This is a genomic window from Rhizobium sp. 18055, from assembly GCF_902706285.1.
GTDB lineage: Bacteria > Pseudomonadota > Alphaproteobacteria > Rhizobiales > Rhizobiaceae > Rhizobium.
On record NZ_CACSKD010000005.1, the window covers coordinates 167881 to 186078 of the forward strand.

At 61.0% G+C, this 18198-nt stretch carries 19 protein-coding genes; 11 read left to right on the forward strand and 8 right to left on the reverse strand.

Annotated elements, in window-relative coordinates; translation table 11 throughout:
* Positions 1–139 precede the first annotated feature (139 nt).
* Complete coding sequence (locus GVL52_RS11435) at positions 140–2503, forward strand: methyl-accepting chemotaxis protein (RefSeq protein ID WP_160007040.1); 2364 nt, start codon at positions 140–142, stop codon at positions 2501–2503.
* Positions 2504–2580: 77 nt separating this feature from the next.
* Here GVL52_RS11435 and ptsN read toward each other — a convergent pair whose 3' ends face one another.
* The 6 genes from ptsN to lptC all read right to left on the reverse strand — a co-directional run bounded on the left by ptsN (position 2581) and on the right by lptC (position 7809).
* Positions 2581–3045: a PTS IIA-like nitrogen regulatory protein PtsN gene (gene ptsN / locus GVL52_RS11440; protein ID WP_160007042.1), complete on the reverse strand. Its 465-nt coding sequence runs from the start codon at positions 3043–3045 to the stop codon at positions 2581–2583.
* Between the two features lie 63 nt (positions 3046–3108).
* The gene (raiA, locus tag GVL52_RS11445; RefSeq protein WP_160007044.1) at positions 3109–3684 is read right to left on the reverse strand and encodes a ribosome-associated translation inhibitor RaiA; all 576 of its coding nucleotides are present in this window, start codon (positions 3682–3684) and stop codon (positions 3109–3111) included.
* A gap of 252 nt (positions 3685–3936) precedes the next feature.
* Positions 3937–5502: an RNA polymerase factor sigma-54 gene (rpoN, locus tag GVL52_RS11450; RefSeq protein WP_160007046.1), complete on the reverse strand. Its 1566-nt coding sequence runs from the start codon at positions 5500–5502 to the stop codon at positions 3937–3939.
* A gap of 159 nt (positions 5503–5661) precedes the next feature.
* Positions 5662–6447, reverse strand: coding sequence for an LPS export ABC transporter ATP-binding protein (gene lptB / locus GVL52_RS11455; RefSeq protein ID WP_160007048.1), 786 nt, complete (start codon positions 6445–6447; stop codon positions 5662–5664).
* A 37-nt stretch (positions 6448–6484) separates the two neighbouring features.
* The gene (locus tag GVL52_RS11460) at positions 6485–7132 is read right to left on the reverse strand and encodes an LptA/OstA family protein (protein WP_160007050.1); all 648 of its coding nucleotides are present in this window, start codon (positions 7130–7132) and stop codon (positions 6485–6487) included.
* A gap of 11 nt (positions 7133–7143) precedes the next feature.
* The gene (lptC, locus tag GVL52_RS11465) at positions 7144–7809 is read right to left on the reverse strand and encodes an LPS export ABC transporter periplasmic protein LptC (protein WP_160007052.1); all 666 of its coding nucleotides are present in this window, start codon (positions 7807–7809) and stop codon (positions 7144–7146) included.
* Between the two features lie 211 nt (positions 7810–8020).
* Here lptC and sppA point away from each other — a divergent pair, with 211 nt between their 5' ends.
* The 5 genes from sppA to GVL52_RS11490 all read left to right on the forward strand — a co-directional run bounded on the left by sppA (position 8021) and on the right by GVL52_RS11490 (position 11278).
* Positions 8021–8971 (forward strand): signal peptide peptidase SppA, encoded by a 951-nt coding sequence (gene sppA, locus GVL52_RS11470; protein WP_160007054.1) that lies wholly within the window; start codon positions 8021–8023, stop codon positions 8969–8971.
* Between the two features lie 29 nt (positions 8972–9000).
* A complete protein-coding gene (locus GVL52_RS11475) occupies positions 9001–9300 on the forward strand; it encodes an integration host factor subunit beta (protein WP_160007056.1) in 300 nt (99 codons plus the stop codon).
* 118 nt (positions 9301–9418) lie between these two features.
* Positions 9419–9751 (forward strand): lipopolysaccharide assembly protein LapA domain-containing protein, encoded by a 333-nt coding sequence (locus GVL52_RS11480; protein ID WP_160007058.1) that lies wholly within the window; start codon positions 9419–9421, stop codon positions 9749–9751.
* On the forward strand, positions 9751–10197 hold the full coding sequence (locus GVL52_RS11485; protein ID WP_160007060.1) for a GNAT family N-acetyltransferase: 447 nt from the start codon (positions 9751–9753) through the stop codon (positions 10195–10197). Before GVL52_RS11480 ends, GVL52_RS11485 begins: the two co-directional genes overlap by 1 nt.
* Positions 10198–10372: 175 nt before the next feature.
* Positions 10373–11278, forward strand: coding sequence for a S1C family serine protease (locus GVL52_RS11490; RefSeq protein ID WP_160007062.1), 906 nt, complete (start codon positions 10373–10375; stop codon positions 11276–11278).
* Between the two features lie 22 nt (positions 11279–11300).
* On the opposite strand, the gene GVL52_RS11495 is transcribed toward GVL52_RS11490, so the two are convergent.
* Positions 11301–11738 (reverse strand): GNAT family N-acetyltransferase, encoded by a 438-nt coding sequence (locus tag GVL52_RS11495; protein ID WP_160007064.1) that lies wholly within the window; start codon positions 11736–11738, stop codon positions 11301–11303.
* 50 nt (positions 11739–11788) lie between these two features.
* On the reverse strand, positions 11789–12241 hold the full coding sequence (locus GVL52_RS11500; protein ID WP_160007065.1) for a carbon monoxide dehydrogenase subunit G: 453 nt from the start codon (positions 12239–12241) through the stop codon (positions 11789–11791).
* Between the two features lie 117 nt (positions 12242–12358).
* Here GVL52_RS11500 and GVL52_RS11505 point away from each other — a divergent pair, with 117 nt between their 5' ends.
* The 5 genes from GVL52_RS11505 to GVL52_RS11525 all read left to right on the forward strand — a co-directional run bounded on the left by GVL52_RS11505 (position 12359) and on the right by GVL52_RS11525 (position 18130).
* Positions 12359–13459 (forward strand): class I SAM-dependent methyltransferase, encoded by a 1101-nt coding sequence (locus tag GVL52_RS11505; protein WP_160007066.1) that lies wholly within the window; start codon positions 12359–12361, stop codon positions 13457–13459.
* Positions 13456–14316, forward strand: coding sequence for an RNA methyltransferase (locus GVL52_RS11510; RefSeq protein WP_160007067.1), 861 nt, complete (start codon positions 13456–13458; stop codon positions 14314–14316). Before GVL52_RS11505 ends, GVL52_RS11510 begins: the two co-directional genes overlap by 4 nt.
* The gene (gene lspA / locus GVL52_RS11515) at positions 14313–14816 is read left to right on the forward strand and encodes a signal peptidase II (protein ID WP_160007068.1); all 504 of its coding nucleotides are present in this window, start codon (positions 14313–14315) and stop codon (positions 14814–14816) included. The genes GVL52_RS11510 and lspA overlap by 4 nt, the downstream gene beginning before the upstream one ends.
* A 55-nt stretch (positions 14817–14871) precedes the next feature.
* A complete protein-coding gene (locus tag GVL52_RS11520) occupies positions 14872–17142 on the forward strand; it encodes an ATP-binding protein (protein WP_160007069.1) in 2271 nt (756 codons plus the stop codon).
* A gap of 109 nt (positions 17143–17251) precedes the next feature.
* Positions 17252–18130 carry a GNAT family N-acetyltransferase gene (locus tag GVL52_RS11525; RefSeq protein ID WP_160007070.1) on the forward strand — a complete coding sequence of 293 codons (879 nt, stop codon included), beginning with the start codon at positions 17252–17254 and terminating at the stop codon, positions 18128–18130.
* Positions 18131–18198: the final 68 nt, after the last annotated feature.

The window sequence follows — 18198 nt, forward strand, 5'->3', positions numbered from 1 at the left end:
CGATCTTCCGCTCGATCGCCGGCTCCTTCCTTGAGGGGATTTCGGCACTCGACATGGCTGCTCCATGAAGGGGCGATGCCTTCGCTTTTTGTGTCGGCAGATGCCTCGCCCGGCGCATCCTTGATCCCCCGAGGAATCCATGTCCATCTTTCGCATGAAATCGCTTGCGGCCAAACTCATTCTGATCACCGGCATCGCAATCGCGCTGGTTCTCCTGATCTCCAATTTCTTCCTTATCGGCGAGACCCGTGATCGCGTGGAAACGCTGACCATGGATCAGGCAAACCTCGAGGCAAAGGCGATTGCCAACGAGGTCGCCTCCTCCGTCGGCGAACTTGCCGGCGCTGCCCGCTCGATGGCCGGCGTGATCGGCCGCGGCCACGAGGGCAAGTACCTCGACCGCAAGTCGATCGTCGATATGCTGAAGGCCAATGTCGAGCGCAACCAGTTCGCCTTCGGCAGCTGGTTCGGCGAAGAGCCGAACGCATTCGACGGTCAGTCTCCTGCAATGGCCGGAAAGACCGAACTCGGCTCGGACAAGACAGGCGCATTCAACGCCTATTGGACCAAGACCAAGGATGGCGGTTACACCTTCTCGGTGTTCGGATCGGACTACAAGGCGGAATGGTACAGCCTGGCTGCTGCGAGCAAGAAGGGCGCGATCTCGTCGCCTTACGCCGAAAGCACCACCGGTGAAAACACCGCCATGACCTCGATTGCCTACCCGGTCATGTCGGCGGGCAAGATGATCGGCGTCAGCGGCGTCGATATCTCGCTGAAGTCGCTCGCCGACAAGCTCGGCAGCCTGCACCCCTTCGGCTCCGGCCGCGTGACGCTGCTGTCGCAGGGCGGCAACTGGATCGTCGCGCCGTCCAAGGACCTGGCAATGAAGCCCTACGAAGGCGAAGGTGCCGATGCGGTGAAGACGGCGCTGTCGTCGCTTTCGCCATCCGTGGTCAAGAACCTGTCGATCGGGGATGGCGAGCAGTTCGACCGGGTGGTCTATCCCTTTGCCCTTCCCGACGTGAACACCAACTGGATCATCCTCGTCGACGTGCCGCACAGCGCCATCAATGCGCCCGTACAGGACCAGACCCTGATGATGATCGTTGCCGGTATCCTGGTTCTGGCGGCTGTGATGCTGGCTCTCTACTTCGCGGTGCGCGCCTTCGTGCAGAAGCCGCTGAGCGGGCTTGTTGCCAGCGTCAAGACGCTGAGCGAAGGCCGTTACGACCAGCCGGTCAGCGGTCAGGAGCGCTCGGACGAAACCGGTTCCGTGGCCAAGGCGCTGGAAGGCTTCCGGCACGCGCTGTCCGACAGCCGTCGCCTTGAAGCAGAGGCGAAGACACAGCGCCAAGAGGCCGAGAGCGAGCGCGGGCGCTCCGAGAGCGAACGCCAGCAGTCGGTATCGCTGCAGCGCCAGATCGTTTCGATCGTCGGCTCCGGCCTGTCGGAACTGTCGAAGGGCAATCTCAGCCATCGCATCAACGATGAATTCCCCGGCGAATACGACAAGCTGAAGCAGGATTTCAATGCAGCTCTGGCCGCACTGGAAGAAACCATCACGACGATGAATGTCAGCGTCGTCAACATTGGCTCCGGCACCAGCGAGATCAGCGGCAGCGCTTCCGATCTTGCCAAGCGGACCGAGACGCAGGCGGCAAGTCTGGAAGAAACCGCAGCGGCACTCAACGAGTTGACCGCGCAGGTCAACTCCAGCGCCGACAACGCGCGTACAGCCGCCGACAACGTCAACCGTGCCTGCGAAGACGCGGAGAAGTCCGGCGATGTCGTTCGCAAGGCGATCGCCTCGATGCACGGTATCGAGCAGTCGTCCACCGAGGTGTCGCGGATCATCGGCGTGATCGATGAGATCGCCTTCCAGACGAACCTGCTGGCGCTCAACGCCGGTGTCGAGGCAGCCCGTGCCGGTGAAGCCGGCAAGGGTTTTGCGGTCGTCGCCCAGGAAGTTCGCGAGCTGGCACAGCGTTCCGCCAATGCTGCCAAGGAGATCAAGACGCTGATCAACACCTCGGCCGTGCAGGTCAAGGAAGGCGTCGATCTCGTCGGCCGCGCAGGCGATACGCTACACAACATCTCCGAGCAGGTGATGCGCATCAACGGCCTGATCCGGGAAATCTCGGCATCGGCCAGCGAGCAGGCGATCGGCCTCAAGGAGGTCAGCCAGGCGATGAACCAGATGGACCAGGTGACGCAGCAGAACGCCGCCATGGTCGAGGAGACCACGGCAGCCAGCGTTACGCTCAACGAAGAAGCCCAGACGCTGCAGCAGCTCGTCACCCGCTTCCGCGTCAGCGGCTCGCACAACGCTTCGTCGCTGCGCTCCACGGCACAGCAGATGCGCGCCCCGGCAAACACTGCAGCCTACCGCCAGCCATCGCAGCCGAGCTATCGCCAGGCCGCCGCGCCGGCACCACGCCGGGCCGTCGCCCAGTCGCACGGATCGGCAGCCGTTGCTCAGGACAGCTGGGAAGAATTCTGAGCCGACAGGCTGAGCCGAACGAAAAAGAGGCGCCGGAGCAATCCGGCGCCTCTTTTGCATTTGTGAAGACGAAAAGATCAGGCCGCGTTGGAGGTCTGCTCTTCGTTGAGGAAGGCATAGATCGCCGAGGCGGAATCGGTGGCGCGCAGCTTGGCCACGAGATCGTGGTCACGCAGAACGCGGGCGATGCGCGACAGCGCCTTCAAATGATCGGCGCCGGCACCTTCCGGTGCCAGGAGCAGGAAGACGAGATCGACCGGCTGATCATCAAGCGCTTCGAAATCGACCGGCTGGTCGAGACGCGCGAAGATGCCGACGATGGAATTGACACTTGCGAGCTTGCCATGGGGGATGGCGATACCATTGCCGACGCCGGTGGAACCAAGCCGCTCGCGCTGCAGGATCACGTCGAAGATTTCCCGTTCGGACAGGCCAGTCACTTTCGACGCCTTGGCCGACAATTCCTGGAGGAGCTGTTTCTTGGAATTTACTCTGAGAGCGGGAATGATCGCATTCTGCTGCAGCAAATCTGCCAAAGCCATTTCTTTTTCCTTTTGTGCCAAGTCCGCGGGAGCGGCAGGTTTCTGCCGCCCCTCGCCTTTGTCTCAGCTTTTGATGTTGGCTGCGTCTATCCAGCCAATGTTGCCGTCGTGCCGACGGTAAACGATGTTCAACTGTTCCTTACCGGGGCTGCGGAAGAGCAGCAGCGGTTCGTCCGTCATGTCGAGCGCCATCACGGCGGTCGCCACGGACATGGTCTTCATCTGCTTCGTGCTTTCCGCAACGATCGCCGGCGCGAAATCATCAGCGACCTCGTCGTCATGATCCGGCATGCCATCCATGACGGTGTAGGCGACTTCGGCAAAACCATTCAGATGATTCCCGGCGTGGTGATCCTTGAGTTTACGCTTGTAACGGCGAAGTCGCTTCTCGATACGTTCGGAAGCGGCATCGAAGGCCAACTGAGGATCCATTGCCTCACCGGCTGCGTGCAATATCACGCCGCTGTCGAGATGAACCTTGCAATCGGCGGAAAAACGGGCGTTGGCCTTTTGTACGATCACTTGACCAGAATACCCTCCGTCGAAGTATTTCGTGACGGCCACAGCAATTTGGTCCTCGATCTTTTGACGGAACGATTCACCAATTTCCATATGTTTACCGGATACACGCACACTCATGGAGTTTCCCTTCTTATGTGGTTTGCGAGTACCAGTTTACGCCAAGGCTGACTCTCATCCAAGCACTTCGCGCAATCTCAAGCAAGATCGGCCGAAGTTCTCGGCTGTGGGCGCCCTGAGGATTGATGGGGATAACCTCCGACGCTATCCACGCGCCGATTTGCGGCGGCTTCTAGCCAGAAGTTACCAAAAAGTCAACAGAGGCCCTATTTCACGCGGGGCAACACGTATGCGTCATTTGGACCGAACGCTTCAATAGCTCGCGACTTTGGCGAGCGCCCGTTTTTCCCTTCGGCGCTGGACGGACGAAGCGATATTCATGGCCTCACGATACTTCGCAACCGTTCGGCGAGCAAGCTCCACACCACTCTCCTTTAGGATATCCACGATATCATCATCAGAGAGTACGGCTTCAGGGCTTTCGTGCAAAATAAGGGCGCGGATCCTGTGGCGGACCGCCTCAGCCGAATGACTGTCTCCGCCTTCCACCGCGCTGATCGACACCGTGAAAAAGTACTTCAGCTCGAACAGCCCACGTGGCGTCAGCATGTATTTGTTCGAGGTGACGCGGCTGACGGTCGATTCATGCATCTTGATGGCGTCTGCCACCGTCTTCAGATTGAGCGGGCGCAGGTGATCGACGCCGTGAAGCAGGAAAGCGTCCTGCTGGCGGACGATCTCAGTTGCCACCTTCATGATCGTCTTCGCCCGCTGGTCAAGGCTTCGCGTCAGCCAGTTGGCGGTTTGCAGGCACTCCGACAGGAAGGCGTGATCATCACCGTGCTTGGTGACCTTGGCAAAATAGGACTGGTTGACCAGCACACGCGGCAACGTATCCGGATTGAGCTCGACCAGCCAGCTGCCGTCGGAGCTGGGGCGAACCACAACATCCGGCATGATGGCTTCGGAGACAACCGCCTCGAAACCACTGCCAGGCTTCGGATTGAGCTGGCGGATTTCGCTCAGCATGTCGAGAAGGTCTTCCTCATCGACGCCGCAAAGCCGCTTCAGGGTCGCGAAATCGCGGCGGGCCAGAAGTTCCAGATTGCCGACGAAGGCCTGCATCGCCGGATCGTAGCGATCCCTCTGGCGAAGCTGTATGGAAAGGCATTCCGAGAGACTGCGGGCAAATACGCCGGGCGGATCGAGCGTCTGCAGGACCGCCAGGACGCGCTCCACCTCTGGCATGCCTGTCCCGAGCCGCTCGGCCGCTTCGGCAAGATCGGCATAGAGATAGCCGGCGTCATCCAGCTGGTCGGCAAGATACTGGCCGATCAGCCGGTCGGTGATCAAAGGCAGCACGAAGGGCAACTGCTGGGCCAGATGATCGCGCAGCGAGACCTGGCCAGCCACGAAATCGTCGAGGTCGTAGCTCTCGGTCCCCTCGCCGCCGCCCGGCATCGACTTCCACTGGCTGATCAGTTCCGGCGCATCGGCACGCTGCGGAACGCCGTCATCAGGAAAGACATTGGCGTAATTGGCGTCGAGCTCATCGTTCATGCGACCGGCGCCGGCGCTATCGGTGCGATCCGACCAATCGCCGGACATCACCTCGGAGCGGCTATCATAGTCTTCGTCGGAGCCCGACGGCTCTTCGGCCTGACGCGACCGTGCATCGTCCTCTTCGGACGCACGGTCATTGCCTGTTTCTGCGTCATTTGACGGAAACTCGAGCAGCGGATTCTTTTCAACTTCCTGCGCGATGAATTGCGTGAGCTCGAAATGCGTCATCTGAAGCAGCTGGATCGACTGCATCAGCTGTGGTGTCATCACCAGAGATTGGCTTTGGCGCAGGTATAAATTGGCCGAAAGTGCCATGATGGACGCAAAACTCCCGTTCATTTCCTCCGGGAAACAGTGTCCTAAAACGGGGCTGGGGCCACTGATATCCAAGTTGGCCCAAAAATTGCTTTTTTATTCTATTTGGTCAAGCGGAAGTATGACGGCAAGGTGAATTTCCGTCGCAGAGACCTGCTATCAGAGGCTGAAATTATCACCCAGGTATAGTCTGCGGACTTCCGGATTATTAACAATGTCGTTTGCCCGGCCATGCGTCAACACTTCGCCCGCATGAATAATATAGGCGCGGTCAATCAGTCCAAGCGTCTCGCGTACATTGTGATCGGTAATCAAGACACCGATGCCGCGTGCCGTCAGATGATGCACGAGGTTCTGGATGTCGGAAACGGAAATCGGATCGACGCCGGCGAACGGTTCGTCGAGCAACATGAAGGTCGGATCGGTGGCCAGCGCGCGGGCGATTTCCAGGCGGCGGCGTTCACCGCCCGACAACGATACGGCAGCACTCTTGCGCAGCTTGCGAATGTGGAACTCGTCGAGCAACTCATCGAGCTTCTTTTCGCGCTCGGCCCTGTCCTTGACATGCACTTCGAGAACCGCACGGATATTTTCCTCGACCGTCAGGCCGCGAAAGATCGAGGCTTCCTGCGGCAGGTATCCGACGCCGAGGCGCGAGCGGCGATACATCGGCATCGAGGTCACGTCGTTGCCGTCGATCTCGATGGTGCCCTCGTCCACGGGCACCAGACCGGTGATCATGTAGAAACAGGTGGTCTTGCCGGCACCATTCGGGCCGAGCAGGCCGACAGCCTCGCCACGGCGCACGACCAGCGAAACGCCGTTTACAACGCGCCGGGTGCTATAGGTTTTCGTCAGACCACGTGCAATCAGGGTTCCCTGATAACGGCTCTTGTCAACGGCTCCAGCGTCAGCTGTGGCCTGTTGCCCGGTCTTGCCGAACATATTCGATAGCGAGAATAATTTCACGTGCTGGCCGGGGTCAGTTCTTTTTCTGTGATTGCGGATCGAGCTGTATCTGGACGCGCCCCCCACAGCTGTCCAACTGCGCCTGGCCAGTTGCCATGTGCACCGTCAGCTGGCAGCCGGTAAAGACGTTGCCGCCATCCGTCAGAACAACCTTGTCGCCCTTCAGGATGAAGAGCTGCTTGGCCATGTCGAACGAGCCGTTGTCAGCCGTCGCAGTCTGGGTGCCCGACGTCAGGAACACCTTGTTCGAGACCAGGATGTGGTCAATGTCGGCATTGCCGGATGAAACAGAAGATGCCGGGGCTGCCGTATCCGACGCCTTGGTAGCCGGGGCCTTGCCTGCAGGCGTCTTGGCATCGGGGGCGGCATCAGCTGCGGCGTCCTTGGCCTTGTAGAAGACGGTCATGTGGCCAGCCTGCAGCGTGGTCGTTCCCTGAACCACCTTCACGTTGCCGGTGAAATCGGCGGTGTGCTCCTGATCGTGGATCTCAAGCTTGTCGCTTTCGATCTGGATCGGCTGATCCTTGTTGAGCTGCAGACCGCTCATCTGGCTGGTCGTCGCCTGCGCCATTGCAGCTCCGGCCAACAGCAGGAGTGCAAGCGCACCGTTCGTGAATACTGCACCCGCCTTGCGGGTAGAAATGCGACAATCGTTTGCCATGATGACCCGGGTTAAGTGCCCTGTTTGCGAATAGCGGTGGGATTGACGTTCATTCGAACGTTCCCCTCGAATGTGATCGTTCGTCCCTTATCTGTCATCTTGAGCGAGCGCGCAACAACCGATGCGCCATCTTTTTTGATGTCGACGGGATCGCTCGTCGTCAGCTTCCCGCCCTTGACGTCAACTTGCCCACTTTGGAACTTGGCGACCAAGCCATCGCTCATGTTGATGGTGAAGGGTGCCGTGATGTTCAGATTATCGCTGGCCCGGTCGTAATCGGCAGTCGTCGCCTCGACACGGGCAACGGTATCGTCCTTGACCGGAACCGTTGCCTTGACGGTCTCGAGCGTGATCAGATTGGGGTTCTTGATGTCCTGGAGCGCGCGCTCGGCGATCATCGAATAGTTGATGCCGGCGGCGTTGCGGCCCGAAATCGCCGGCTTCAGCATGACAACCTTGCCGTTTTCGATCTTGGCGCCTTCGATCTTGATGTTTTCAGGCAGGTAGGTGCGGATAACCGAAACGCCGATGAAGGCCAACGACACCAGAAGAGCGGACACGGGCAGCAGAACCTTCAGGCGGCGAACCCGCACCGAGTGAAACCGCGCGGCGCCATAGGCGCTCTTTGCGGGTTTCGCATAGGCAGCCTGTCCGCCATTATCCAACGTATTGAGCATAAATTCGGTCCGTATCGATAATTGGACAGCGTATATAGGGAGCGCTTTCGCCAATCACAGTTCGTTTCGCATTATTACACTGACTTGCCAATATGGATTTTTTTCTGCAACAAGCAAGAAAAGCGTAGAACCCATCGACATAGCATTTCGCGCACATCTACTGCACTCTACGCAGGAAGAGTTGCGTCAGACTTGCCGACCGGAGGAATAAATGGACAGCTCCATGATCGCAGATCGCCGCAGACTGCGTCGCAAGCTTGGCTTCTGGCGCGTGGCCGCCGTGGTGCTGCTCGTCGGCCTGGCACTCGCGGCCTACTTTTATCTGTTCGGCGATGCGGCCAACCGGCGCCCGCATGTTGCCCATGTGACGATCTCGGGCCTGATCACCGATGACACCGAACTTCTCGATCGTCTCGCCGAGATCAAGGACAACGAAGCGGTCAAGGCGCTTGTCGTTTCCATCTCCTCGCCTGGCGGCACCACCTATGGCGGCGAACGGATCTTCAAGGCGATCCGGGCGATTTCTGCCAAGAAGCCTGTGGTCTCCGACGTCCGCACGCTTGCAGCTTCGGCCGGCTACATGATCGCAACGGCCGGCGACACCATCATTGCCGGCGACAGCTCGATCACCGGCTCGATCGGCGTCATCTTCCAGTATCCGCAGGTCAAGCCGCTGCTCGACAAGATCGGCGTGTCGATGGAGGAGATCAAGTCTTCGCCGCTGAAGGCAGAGCCTTCGCCGTTCCATCCGGCAAGCGAGGAAGCCAAGGCGATGATCAACAACATGATCGTCGACAGCTACGCCTGGTTCGTCGACCTTGTGGCCGATCGCCGCAAGCTGCCGCGCGAAGACGTGCTGAAACTGGCCGACGGTACCATTTTCACCGGCCGCCAGGCATTGAAGGTGAAGCTCATCGACCAACTCGGCGGCGATGACGAAATTCGCGCTTATCTGGCGACGAAGAACGTCAGCAAGGACCTGCCCGAGATCGACTGGAACAAGAAGAGCAGCACGCCATTCCTGCTTGCAGGCGCTGCCTCGCAGATCCTCACGGTTCTTGGCTATGGCGATCTCGCCAGAAGCCAGGACCTTGCAGGAATTCTGCCGCAAAAGTTGCTTCTTGACGGGCTCGTTTCAGTTTGGCAGGTTGGCCGGGATTGATAAGAAATCAATAATTTAAGGGGGCGACTGTGATCAAGTCTGAACTGGTGCAGATAGTTGCGGCACGCAACCCGCATCTTTACCATCGCGATGTGGAAAATATCGTGAACGCGGTTCTCGACGAGATCACCGATGCGCTGGCGGCGGGCAACCGTGTCGAGTTGCGCGGGTTCGGCGCCTTTTCCGTGAAAAACCGCCCGTCGCGCTCCGGCCGCAACCCGCGGACCGGCGATACGGTGTTTGTCGAGGAGAAGTGGGTTCCGTTCTTCAAGACCGGCAAGGAACTGCGCGAGCGCCTCAACCCGGGACAGGCCGATCAGGAAGATTGATCGGCCCAGCCCGGCTGCGGCGAAACCGCACTTGATCTTCACGACGGCTTTTCTATCCTGTGGCTGAAAGAAAGCGCCGCGTCACAGACAGCGCGCGCAGGCATATGGAGGCCGGACCATGGCGAAGAAGATTATCAACCTGCTGATTTTGCTGCCGCTTGGCATCATCCTGATCATTTTTTGCGTCGCCAACCGCCAGAGCGTAACGCTGGCCTTCAATCCGTTCCGGCCCGAAGACCAGGTGCTGTCGCTATCGGCGCCGTTCTTCGTGTTCATTTTCATCGCGCTGATCGTCGGCATGGTCGCCGGTTCGGCCGTGACCTGGGTGAACCAGGGCAAGCACCGCAAACGCGCCCGCAGCGAAGCGAAGGAAGCCGTTCGCTGGCAGAGCGAGGCCGACCGAAACAAGGCGCGCGCCGATGAGATCGTCGGGCAGCTGCCGTCACGCTGATGCAGCCCTTCATCGAGATCGTCGCGGGCGAGCCCGATCCTGGTGACAAAGATCAGTTGCTGAATATCCTGCGCGGCTACAACGCGCAGTGGACGGCCCATATTGCCGACAGACCGCATCTCGCCATTTTGGCGCGCTCGAAAGAGGGCGGCGATGTTATCGGCGGTCTTTTTGCCAGTGACGAATACAACTGGCTGTTCATCAAGTATCTGGTCATGCAGGAAGAGTTTCGGGGCATGGGGCTCGGCTCGCGCCTGATGCGTGACGCAGAAACCATAGCGCGGGAACGCGGCTATTTCGGGCTGTTTCTCGATACGTTCGAGTTCCAGGCAAAGCCGTTCTACGAGAAGCTCGGCTATGAGGTCTTCGGCAGCCTCGAAGGCAATCACGAGACGCCGGCAAGGTTCTTCCTGAAGAAGCGGCTGGCGGCAACGCAGCCGGATTGATGATGCTGCGCGTGCTGTTTGCATGCCGCTGCGCCTGTTATTGCAGCGATTTCGGCTTGCCAAGCACTTGCACCGACCCATCTGCCTTCATAGGTATACCAGATGAAATCCGTTGCGCCCTTGCTCGACAAAGCAGTTTCACTGCCTCAGCGCTTCGCCTCATGAGGATGAAACCATGAATACAGAACAAATCCTGCAATCGGTCGTCGCCGTGCGCACCTCCATACCCGACGACGCGTTCACGGCCGACACGCTTGGCACGCGGCGCGAGGGCAGCGGTGTTGTCATCAAGGATAGTGGCCTGGTGCTGACCATCGGCTACCTGATTACCGAGGCCGAAGAGGTCTGGTTGACCACCCATGACGGGCGGGTGGTTGCCGCGCATGCGCTGGGCTACGATCAGGAGACCGGGTTCGGCCTGCTGCAGGCGCTCGGCTCACTCGGTCTTCCGGCGCTCGATTTCGGCGATGCTGCGAAGGCCGATCTTGGCCAATCCGTCGTGCTTGCAGACGGGATCGGCGAAGCTGTCGATGCGAAGATCGTCGCCAAGCAGGAGTTTGCGGGCTACTGGGAGTATCTGCTCGACGAGGCGATCTTCACGACGCCTGCGCACCCTTCATGGGGCGGGGCAGCCTTGGTCGATCGTGACGGCAAGCTGCTGGGCATCGGCTCGCTGCGTCTGCAGATGAGCCACGGCGGCGAGGTTGCCGATATCAACATGATCGTGCCGATCAATCTTCTGACGCCGATCCTCGAGGATCTGACGACACGCGGGCAGGTCAACAAGCCGCCACGGCCCTGGCTCGGCGCTTTCTCCGCCGAGAACAACGGCGAGGTGATCGTGATGAGCGTTGCGGAAGGAAGCCCGGCCGATGAGGCGGGCCTGCGTCGGGGCGACGTGATTTCGGAAATCCGCGACGGCGAGGTCGACGGGCTTGCGGATTTCTACCGGAAGATCTGGAGCAGCGGCCCGGCAGGCGCTGAGATCCCGATGCGGATCCTGCGCGATGGCCGCGAGGCGTGGCTAAGGGTGCGGTCTGCCGATCGGAACAGCTTCCTCAGAAAGCCGCAGCTGCAGTAAGGGACGGCTGGAATCCTTCATCTCAGCTTGCGGGGAAGAACGTCATTTCCTCGTAGTCGCCTTCGCCGGACGCGCCTGCGCCAGTGACGACAAATCCGTGGGCGCGATAGAAGGCCTTGGCACGCTCGTTGCGGTCGAGGCATTTCAGGCGATATTTCCGGTCCGGCCAATCCGGCAGCGCCCTGAGCAGCCCCGTGCCGATTCCCCTGCCCTGATACTGTTTTCTGAGATAGAGCATGTGGACGAAATCATCGGGCGACCACAGTGTCATGAAGCCGGCAATCTCGCCGTCATCGGTCTCTGCTAGCCAGACCATTTCGCCCTGGGTATGGGCGAAGAAATCCTCGTGGCGGAAGGTGAGCGGGTTGACCCAGGTGAACGTGTCGCGACGCACCGCGAGATAGATATCCGCGAGTTCTTCCAGGTCTGCCTTGACAGGTGATCGGATGATCCAGTTCATGGCTAAGGATTTAGCGGAGACGGCAGAGGCTGCCAATTGTCTGTCGCACCCTATTCGGCAGCTTTTGCACTCACCGCTGCATTGAAATCGGAGAAGAACCGATGGGCGAGCTTCTGCGAGGATGAATCGATCAGTCGCGACCCGAGCTGGGCGATCTTGCCACCGACTTCGGCGGCAGCCACATAGTGCAGAATGGTTTCGCCGCCATCATCCTGAAGCATCACATCCGCGGCCCCCTTGGCAAAGCCAGCAACACTGCCCTTTCCCTCGGCAGACAGCCTGTAGCTGACCGGCGCATGGATGTTGGAAACGCGGATTTCGCCGGTGAAGGTCAGCGATATCAATCCGATCTTGACCTTGATGGTGGCGACCAGCTCATTCGGTGCCGTGAATTCCAGCGTCTGGCAGCCGGGGATGCAGGCCTTCAGAATTTCCGGATCGTTCAGGCCCGCCCACACGACATCGCGCGGTGCGGTGATGCGCTGCTCGCCGGTAAAGTCCATCCGAATTCCTCCCATTTTCGCCCTGCCACACCTATCACCGCGGGAAAGCGCTTTGCCAAGGTGAAACGGGATGCTATTTGCACGGGCTCTATCGAATTCAGCACGCGGAACACCACGTTGAGACAAAAAGAACGCCGGCCGGGCCAGAAATCCGGCGGCCCCTCCGACGGGCGCCGCAGCGACGGCCGCAGCAGCAGCCGGCCGCTCAAGCCTGTGAACACGCCAGCACCGCAGCAGGACGCAGCGCGTGAACCTGCCGGCGTGTCCGCAGCGGCCGAGCGGCCGCTGATCGAGCGGACCGGCGAACGGCCGCCCGAGCGCGTTCCTGTCATTCTCGAATCCCTCGGCGCCGGCGATTTTCACCTGATCGACAGCGGCAACGGCGAGAAGCTGGAGCAGTACGGCCCCTACCGGATCATCCGTCCCGAGGGACAGGCGCTGTGGAAGCCATCGCTGCCGAAACACGTCTGGGAGAAGGTCGATGCGGCCTTCACAGGCGATACCGACGAAGAGGGCACCGGGCGCTGGCGTTTTCCGAAGGAAGCGCTCGGCGAGACCTGGCCGCTCAATCTGCTTGGCGTCGATTTCCATGGACGGTTCACGTCCTTCCGCCATGTCGGCGTGTTTCCCGAGCAGATCGTTCACTGGACGTGGATGAAGCAGCAGGTTGAAGCCGCCGGTCGTCCGCTGAAGGTGCTGAACCTGTTCGGCTATACCGGCGTTGCCTCGCTGGTCGCGGCCGCTGCCGGCGCAGAGGTCACCCATGTCGATGCGTCCAAGAAGGCGATCGGCTGGGCGCGCGAGAACCAGGCGCTGAGCGGGCTCGACAAGGCGCCGATCCGCTGGATCTGCGAAGACGCGATGAAGTTCATCCTGCGCGAGGAACGCCGCGGCAACACCTACGACATCATCCTCACCGACCCGCCGAAATTCGGCCGCGGGCCGAATGGCGAGGTCTGGCACCTGTTCGAGCACCTGCCGCTGATGCTCGATATCTGCCGCGAGATCCTGTCGCCGAAGGCTGTGGGCCTGGTGCTGACGGCTTATTCGATCCGTGCCAGCTTCTATTCGATCCACGAACTGATGCGCGAGACGATGCGCGGCGCCGGTGGCGTGGTCGAGTCGGGCGAACTGGTCATCCGCGAAGCCGGGCTCGACGGCAACACGCCGGCGCGGGCGCTTTCCACCTCCCTCTTCTCCCGCTGGGTGCCGAAATGAGCTACGAACACCGCGACAACGGCCCCCGCAAGGTGGGCCAGGTGAAGGAAGTCACTTCGCTCGCCAACCCGATCATCAAGGACATCAAGGCGCTCAGCGACAAGAAGACCCGCGAGCAGAGCGGCACCTTCATGGCCGAGGGCCTGAAGCTGGTGATCGACGCGATCGAGCTTGGCTGGACGATCCGCACGCTTGTCTATGCCAAGGCTGCCAAGGCCAAGCCGCTGGTCGAGCAGATGGCGGCAAAGACCGTCGCTTCAGGCGGGCTGGTGCTCGAGGTCAGCGAGAAGGTGCTCTCCTCGGTCACAAGGCGCGACAATCCACAGATGGTGGTCGGCATTTTCGAAAGCCGCTGGAAGCCGCTACGCGACATTCGTCCCGGCCAAGGCGAGACCTGGATCGCGCTCGACCGGGTGCGCGACCCCGGCAATCTCGGCACCATCATCCGCACGGCAGACGCTGCCGGCGCCTCCGGCGTCATTCTCGTCGGCGAGACCACCGATCCGTTTTCGTTGGAAACGGTGCGCGCCACCATGGGCTCGGTGTTTGCCATGCCGGTTACGCGCGCCACGCCCGAGGAATTCATCGCCTGGAAGAAGCAGGCTGGCGTGTCCGTCGTGGCCACGCATCTGGCCGGCTCCGTCGATTACAGGACGATCGACTACAAGAAGAAGCCGGTGGTGATCCTGATGGGCAACGAGCAATCCGGCCTGCCCGAGCAACTGGCGCGCGAGGCCGACGCCTTGGCCCGCATTCCGCAGCAGGGGCTGGCCGACTCGCTCAATCTCGCGGTTGCCAGCGCCGTGATGCTGTTTGAGGCGCGGCGCCATCTTCTCTCACTCTCCGAGGCCAAATGACCGATCAGACGCAAGACCGCCCGACGCTGTTTTCGCGCCCGCTGCCGATCCTGATCTTCGTCATCGTCGCCGTCGTGCTCGACCAGATCATCAAGATCGTCGTCGATCACACGCTGCCGCTGCAGGAGGCCGTGCACGTCATCCCGATGCTGGCGCTCTACCGGACCTACAATCTCGGCGTCGCCTTTTCGATGCTGTCGGGCATGGATGGCTGGTTCATCGTCGGCATGCGGCTGATCATCGTCGCCTTCGTCATCTGGCTCTGGCACCGCACCGACAAGCACCGCACATTCGCGCATCTCGGCTATGCGCTGATCATATCGGGCGCGCTCGGCAACCTGATCGACCGTTTCCTTTATGGACACGTGATCGACTACGTCCTGTTCTATACCGAGACATGGTCGTTTGCCGTCTTCAACCTTGCCGATAGTTTTATCACGATCGGCGCGGGATGCGTGATATTGGACGAGCTGATACAACCTAAAAAAGCTAATGTATAAATTTTTAGCGGTTTGCTGAAGGCATTCGGAACGGCCACCGTGCTAATTTGAACCTATGGTCGGTCTGGGTCACTTACATGAAAAGCTTGCTGCCGCCTTTGGCGGGCCCGCCGCTCATCACGAAGATGAGCCGGCTGCGATCCCGGCTGCCCCTTCACCTGTCGCGATAATGCCAAGACCGGCCGGCGCCACGCCAACGCGCAGGCTGCTGTCCTGGTGGCTCGGCGGCGCCGGTGTGATCGCGGCGGTCGCACTGCTCACACTTGGCTATGCCGGGGGTCTGCTGCCTGTTCTGATCGGGCTGGGCGCCCTCGTCCTTGCGGCGATCATCGGCTTTGCCGTTCTTTCCACCCGTCGCAGCCAGACGCCGGCGCGGGCCACAGGTGCAATGCTGCACGGCGACCACGGCGACACCGAATTGTTCGCAAGCATCCACGATGCGCTTGGCGACATCACCATTACCCGCACGATGGACCGACGGATCGTCGCCGCCAACGAGATGTTCCGGCGGCTGACGGGCCGGTCGGACCCGAAGGGCCAGACCTGCGAGGAGATCGGCATCGCCTTTCGCCCGGGCGCCGAACCGCACCGCTACGATGTGGAGATCTCGACGCCGGAGGGGCAGCGCATCTTCTTCTGGCGCGATGTCGTCACCCGCGATGCGGCCGATGGCCGGCTGCTGCTGCACAGCATCGCCCGTGACGTGACGAGCGAGCGGATGGCGGCACAGGCGCGCGAAGAGGCACGGCAGAAGGCTGAATTCAACAGCGCGTCCAAATCCCGGCTGCTGGCCACCGTCAGCCACGAGCTGCGCACGCCGCTCTCCGGCATTCTCGGCATGACCCATCTCCTGACCGAGACGCGGATGACGCAGGAGCAGGACAACTACCTCACCGGCATCCGCCAGTCCGGCCATGCGCTGACCCAGCTGGTCGAGGATCTGCTCGATTTCTCGACCATCGAGGTCGGCCGTTTCCAGCTTCGTCCGCGGTCGGAATCGTTGCGCAAGCTGCTCGAGAGCGTCGTCGAGATGCTGGCCCACCGGGCGCATGAAAAGGGCATCGAGATCGGCTCGACCGTTTCCTCCGACGTTCCAGAATTCATGAATTTCGACCCTGCCCGCCTGAGGCAGGTGCTGTTCAACGTCATCGGCAATGCGGTGAAGTTCACCCAGGTCGGCGGCGTCTTCATTCGCGTGTCGCTGCAGGACGAGGAACTGCTGATCACGGTGACCGATACCGGGCCCGGCATGACCGACGAGGAACAGGCGCGGGTTTTCGGCGAGTTCGAACAGGGCGGCACGGCCACGGAGAAAAGCACCGGCACCGGTCTTGGTCTGGCGATCTCCGCCCGCATCATGCGCGAGTTCGGCGGTGCGCTGACGGTTGCCAGCGAAAAGGGCACCGGCAGCGAGTTTTCGATCCGCTTCCGGGCGGAAGAGGACGAGCAGGCCCACTCGCGGCGCGATGCGCTGCTCTCAGGCAATCTCGTGGTGTTGCTGGCGCCGGCAGGGGCTGCCCGCATGGCGATTTCCGAAACCATCCGCACGCTCGGCGGCCAATGTCATTTCGTCGAGGATGGCGAGACGGCACGCTGGATCCTGCTCGACATGGCCGCCAACGGCCGCCGCCCGACCGACATCATCGTCGATCACCGGATGTCGGCAGAGTTTGCGACGCATCTGGCCGACCGTGCCGATATCGCAGCGCTTGGCCTGCGCAAGATCTTTCTGGTCAATCCGGAAGAGCGCAACGCCCATTCACTGGATCTGTTCGACGCCTGGCTGATCCGGCCTTTGCGCGAGCAGTCGCTGATCGACGTGCTGCGCGGGCGCATGCGCGGCATGGAAAAGCGCGATGCGCTGAACGACAACCAGCCCGGCTTCAGCGCCGGCATTCCCGAGGCCGGCATGCAGAGCGGATTGAAGATCCTGCTTGCCGAAGACGATCCGATCAATGCCATGCTGATCCGCGCCATGCTTGAGAAGGCCGGCCACAGTGTCCAGCATGTCGAGCATTTCGAGGCGCTGCTCGACGCGGCGCTGGCGGAAGGAAGCGTGCGGCCCGACATCGTCATCAGCGACCTGTCGATGCCCGGTGGCGACGGCATCGAGATGATTGGCCGGCTACGTGGTCACGAACGCCGGCTTGACGTGCCATCCGTGCCGATCATCGTTCTGACGGCCGACAAGCGCGATGAATCCCGTCGTCAAGTCTTGCTGAACGGGGCAAACCGGGTCATGCTGAAACCCGTCGATCCCATAAGGCTCCTGACCGAAGTTCAGGCTGTCGCCGCCCTCTCCGCTCGTCGCGCCGAGGCGCTTTAGTCGCAGCGAGACCCCTGCGTTTGTTGCGTAGCTGGGGGTTAAAAATGTCACTTTCCTGTCGCATATAAGTGTTTTATGGCCTCTGAAAGCCGGCAACGAAAGAATCGTCATGTCCGTAGACATCTGCAATCGTGACGCCTTGGTCGAGGCCCCGCGCCCTGCTGCGCAGGCGCCAGAGCAGAGGCAGAGTGACGTTTTCGGCCGCATCGGCAATCTGGAAACGCGCCTTGCGCGCACGCCCGGCGAGATCGATGCGGCGCAGTCCGTCCGCTACCGCGTGTTCGTCGAGGAGATGGGCGCGGAGCTACCGGCAGAGGCGATGCGCCGCAAGCGCGACGTCGATGCCTATGATGCGTTCTGCGACCATCTTCTGGTGCTCGATCGCTCGATCGAGGGTGACAGCGAAGACCAGATCGTCGGCACCTACCGGCTGCTGCGACAGGATGTCGCCATGGCCAATGGCGGATTTTACTCGGCTTCCGAATTCGACATCGGCGCGCTGATTGCGCGCCATCCGGATAAGCGTTTCATGGAGCTCGGCCGCTCCTGCGTGCTGCCTGAGTATCGCACCAAGCGTATCGTCGAGCTGCTGTGGCAGGGCAACTGGGCCTATGCGCTGAAGCACGGGATGAGCGCCATGTTCGGCTGCGCCTCCTTCCCCGGCACCCAACCGGAAGCCCATGCGCTGGCGCTGTCGTTCCTGCGCCACAACGTTGCAGCGAAGGACGAATGGGCCGTCGGAGCATTGCCGCATCTGGCCCGCGATATGGACCTGATGCCGGTTGAAGCCATCAACCCGAAGCGGGCGCTGATGGCACTGCCGCCGCTGATCAAGGGTTACCTGCGCCTCGGCGCGATGGTTGGCTCGACCGCTGTTGTCGACAAGGCGTTCAACACGACGGATGTGCTGATCGTGTTGCCGATTGCAAGCATTTCCGATCGGTATCTGAATTACTACGGTGCGGATGCCGGGCGGTTTGCCAGCTGATTTCGGTGGCCGCTGCGGCTGACCTGGCTTTGATGTCGTGCGGTGCCCCCTCATCCGACCCTTCGGGC